The 3,769-nt window shown below is 69.5% G+C and carries 3 protein-coding genes and 2 pseudogenes; 3 read left to right on the plus strand and 2 right to left on the minus strand.

Features of this window, described 5'->3' with window-relative positions; genetic code table 11:
* Positions 1–95 (minus strand): annotated as a pseudogene (locus ACWELQ_RS40690) (protein kinase domain-containing protein); the annotation flags it as partial.
* Between ACWELQ_RS40690 and ACWELQ_RS40695 the strand changes: the two are divergent.
* Positions 95–454: pseudogene (locus ACWELQ_RS40695) on the plus strand ((d)CMP kinase); the annotation flags it as partial. The pseudogenes ACWELQ_RS40690 and ACWELQ_RS40695 overlap by 1 nt on opposite strands.
* Complete coding sequence (gene der, locus ACWELQ_RS40700) at positions 451–1,866, plus strand: ribosome biogenesis GTPase Der (protein WP_452402325.1); 1,416 nt, start codon at positions 451–453, stop codon at positions 1,864–1,866. The pseudogene ACWELQ_RS40695 and the gene der, both read left to right, overlap by 4 nt.
* Before the next feature lie 65 nt (positions 1,867–1,931).
* Here der and ACWELQ_RS40705 read toward each other — a convergent pair whose 3' ends face one another.
* Entirely contained in the window at positions 1,932–2,885 is a 954-nt protein-coding gene (locus tag ACWELQ_RS40705; protein WP_452402326.1) for a TauD/TfdA dioxygenase family protein, read from the minus strand.
* A 74-nt stretch (positions 2,886–2,959) separates the two neighbouring features.
* Here ACWELQ_RS40705 and ACWELQ_RS40710 point away from each other — a divergent pair, with 74 nt between their 5' ends.
* Positions 2,960–3,541, plus strand: a complete 582-nt coding sequence (locus tag ACWELQ_RS40710; RefSeq protein WP_452402327.1) for a TetR/AcrR family transcriptional regulator — start codon at positions 2,960–2,962, stop codon at positions 3,539–3,541.
* The last annotated feature ends 228 nt before the right edge of the window (positions 3,542–3,769 follow it).

Genomic DNA, 3,769 nt, shown 5'->3' on the forward strand with positions numbered 1-3,769 from the left:
CCGAAGTCCGCCAGGAAGACCCGCTCCTCGCCGTCCGCGTACTCCAGCAGGATGTTGGCGGGCTTCACATCCCGGTGCAGCACGCCGCGGCGATGTGGTCGCCCTGCAGCGCGATATCACCGGCGCGGCCGGTCGAATCGTGGTGGAGGGCCGCGATATCGGCACCGTCGTGCTGCCCGAGGCGGATGTGAAGATCTACCTCACCGCGTCGGCGGAGGCGCGCGCGTTCCGCCGCAACGCCCAGAACATCTCCGAGGGTCGCGGCGACGACTTCGAGGCCGTGCTGGCCGATGTGCAGCGCCGCGACACCCTGGATTCGACGCGCAAGGTGTCGCCGCTGCGTCCGGCCACCGACGCCGTGCTGGTCGACACCAGTGATCTGAACAAGGACGAGGTCATCGACGAGCTCTATCGCGTGGTGGCCGAACGGATTTCGGCTGGAGGCGCGCAGTGACCCAGGACACCTTCGCCGGTGACGGCATCTGGTCGGACGAATCCGACTGGGACATCGCCGAATTCGAGGGCGAGCAGGACGCCGAACACATTCCGCTGCCCACGGTCGCCATCGTGGGTCGCCCGAATGTCGGCAAATCCACGCTGGTGAACCGCATTCTGGGTCGCCGCGAGGCCGTCGTCGAGGACATCCCCGGCGTCACCCGCGACCGCATCTCGTATGAGGCCACCTGGGCCGGTCGCCGATTCCTGGTGCAGGACACCGGCGGTTGGGAGCCCGACGCCAAGGGCCTGCAGCAGTCGGTGGCCCGGCAGGCCGAGGTCGCCATGCAGACCGCCGACGCGGTCGTGGTCGTGGTCGACGTCACCGTCGGCGCGACGTCGGCGGACGAGGCGGTCGCGAAGACGCTGCGCCGCAGCAAGACCCCGGTCATCCTGGTCGCCAACAAGGTCGACAACCAGAAGCTCGAGGCCGACGCCGCCGAGCTGTGGTCGATGGGTCTGGGTGAGCCGCAGCTGGTTTCGGCCGCGCACGGCCGCGGCACCGGTGACCTGCTGGACCGCATCCTCGAGGTGATGCCCGAAACTCCGCGCGAGGGAACGGGTCTCACCGGTGGTCCGCGTCGTGTGGCGCTGGTCGGCAAGCCGAACGTCGGCAAGTCGTCGTTGCTCAACCGCCTGGCGGGCGAGGAGCGCTCGGTGGTCCACAATGTCGCGGGCACCACCGTCGACCCGGTCGACTCCCTGGTCGAGTTGGGCGGCAAGCCTTGGCGTTTCGTGGACACCGCGGGCCTGCGCCGCAAGGTGAGCACCGCCTCGGGTCACGAGTTCTACGCCTCGCTGCGCACCAAGGGGGCCATCGAGGCCGCCGAGGTCGCGGTCATGCTGATCGACGCCTCCGAGCCGCTCACCGAGCAGGACATCCGCGTCATCTCCATGGTCTCCGAGGCCGGGCGCGCCCTCGTCATCGCCTACAACAAGTGGGATCTGGTCGACGAGGACCGGCGCGAGATGCTGGAACGCGAGATCGACCGCGAGATGGTCCAGGTCCGCTGGGCGCAGCGGGTCAATATCTCCGCGCACACCGGCCGCGCCGTGCAGAAGCTCGTGCCCGCCATGGAAACCGCCCTGGAATCCTGGGACAAGCGCATCTCCACCGGCCGCCTGAACAACTGGCTCAAGGAGGTGATCGCCGCGACTCCGCCCCCGATGCGCGGCGGCCGCCTGCCCCGCGTCCTGTTCGCCACCCAGGCGTCCACCCGCCCGCCGACGTTCGTGCTGTTCACCACCGGCTTCCTCGAGGCGGGCTACCGCCGCTTCATCGAGCGGAAGCTGCGCGAGGAGTTCAACTTCGACGGCTCCCCGGTGCGCGTGAACGTGCGCGTCCGCGAGAAGCGGGAAAAGAAGAAGTAACCGGTGCGACGAAAACGCCCGGGTGACGGATTCCACCGTCGTCCGGGCGTTTTCGTCGGTGCTGTTCAGCGAGTCGGGCGCGGACCGATGATGGAGGCGCGTTCCATGATGCGGACCTGCGGCCAGTAGTCGCTGGTGGCGTAGTGCTGCACGGCGGCGTTGTCCCAGAACGCGACGGTGTCGGGCTGCCAGTGCAGGCGGACCTGGTGTTCGGGAGCGTCGGCGGCGCGGCACAATTCGTCGATCAAGGCCCGGCTCTCCTCGGGTTCGAGACCTTCGATCCGTTCGGTGAAGACGCGATTGACGTAGAGGTGCTTGCGGCCGGTGGCCGGGTGGGTGCAGACCACCGGGTGCCGGACCGAGGGGAACTGCGCGCGCATCTGCGCCTGCCGTTCCGCGTCGAGCGCGAAGCCGAACGCGCGCGTGTAATCGTGGACGGCGTCGAGGTTTTCGATCCGCGCCTTGGTCTCCTCGTCGAGGAAGTCGTAGGCGGCGTACATGTCCGAGAACAGGGTGTCGCCGCCGAGTTCGGGGACGGCGATGGCATGCAGGATGGCACCCATCGAGGGCGTCTCCCGCCAGGTCACATCGTGATGCCACGAGTTCTCGAATCCCGCGACCTGCGCGCTCTTCTCGAAGCGCACCAACTCCGGCAGCTCGGTGTTGCCCGGCAGGAACGGATGCACCTCGAGCTCGCCGAAGCGCCGGGCGAAGGCCACGTGCGCCGCGGAGGTCAGCGGCTGATCGCGGAAGAACAGCACCTTGTAGGCGTGCAGCGCGCGCCGGATCTCGTCGATCGCCGCGTCGGGGAGCTCGGCGGTCAGGTCGATCCCGGAGATCTCGGCGCCGAGGGTCGCCCCGACCCGCCGGGCCTCGAAGTGCTGCCAGGTCAGTCCGGCCAGCCGGGTGTGCTCGTCGAGGAGATGGGTGAAAGGTCCGGTTCGCACGGCGTATCCGGGCAGCCGCATGGACCGCGGCCGAGTGGCGGCGGGGGCTTCCGGGGGAGTGGTCACGGTCATTCGCGTGCTCCTTGGTGAGGTGGAAACGTAGTGTAGTCATCTGACTACAGCTGGTGATGGGCTAGTGTAGTCGCGTGACTACAGACTCGGCAACGGATACGTCGCCGGATCCGAACGAGGGTCCGGTCGGCCGCGACGCGGTCGTCGCGGCGGTGCTCGAACACGCCGCCGACCTCTTCGCCGAGCGCGGCCCCGCCGCGACCTCGATCCGCGACATCGCCAAGCGCGCGGGCGTCAACCACGGCCTGGTCTTCCGTCACCTGGGCGCGAAGGAACAGCTGGTGGCCGCGGTCCTCAACCACCTCGCCGACCAGACCGCGCGGCGGGTCGCCCACGGACCGGTGTCCCCGGGCGACCCGGCCATGCGCCGACACTGGACCGTCCTGGCTCGCGCCATCCTCGACGGCTACCCGGTCGGCGAACTGCAGCAACACTTTCCGACCGTCGACCGCGTCGTCGAACAGGCACGCCGCCACCACCCCGACGAGCGCACCGCCGACCTGGCCGCCGCGAACGCCCTGGCCTTGGTGCTGGGCTGGCAGCTCTTCGAACCTTTCCTGCGCGTCGCCACGGGCTTACGGGACATCCCGGAGCCGGAGTTGCGCAAGGCCATCGAGACCGCCGCCGCGGGCCTCCTGGGCCTGCCACCCTCCTGAGCGGCCGGAATCGATTGCCCCACCCCGAATTAGGGCATTCGCCTGATAGTGGCGAGCATCGCGCGTCCCTAAAGTCCCCGGGGTGATTAGCAACCCGATTCGCACCGCCGTCGGCACCCTCGCCGTCGGCGCCGCCCTGCTCACCGCCCCCGCCACCGCCTCCGCCGCACCGGCCGCCCCCACCCCCGCCGCCCCCGTAGCCACCACCGGCTCCGCCGACTCCGGCTC

The organism is Nocardia sp. NPDC004722 (assembly GCF_053601505.1).

Bases quoted from the DNA above. Each gene is read 5' to 3' on its own strand.
- ACWELQ_RS40705 (WP_452402326.1), bottom strand. From the start codon at position 2,885: ATGACCGTGACCACTCCCCCGGAAGCCCCCGCCGCCACTCGGCCGCGG.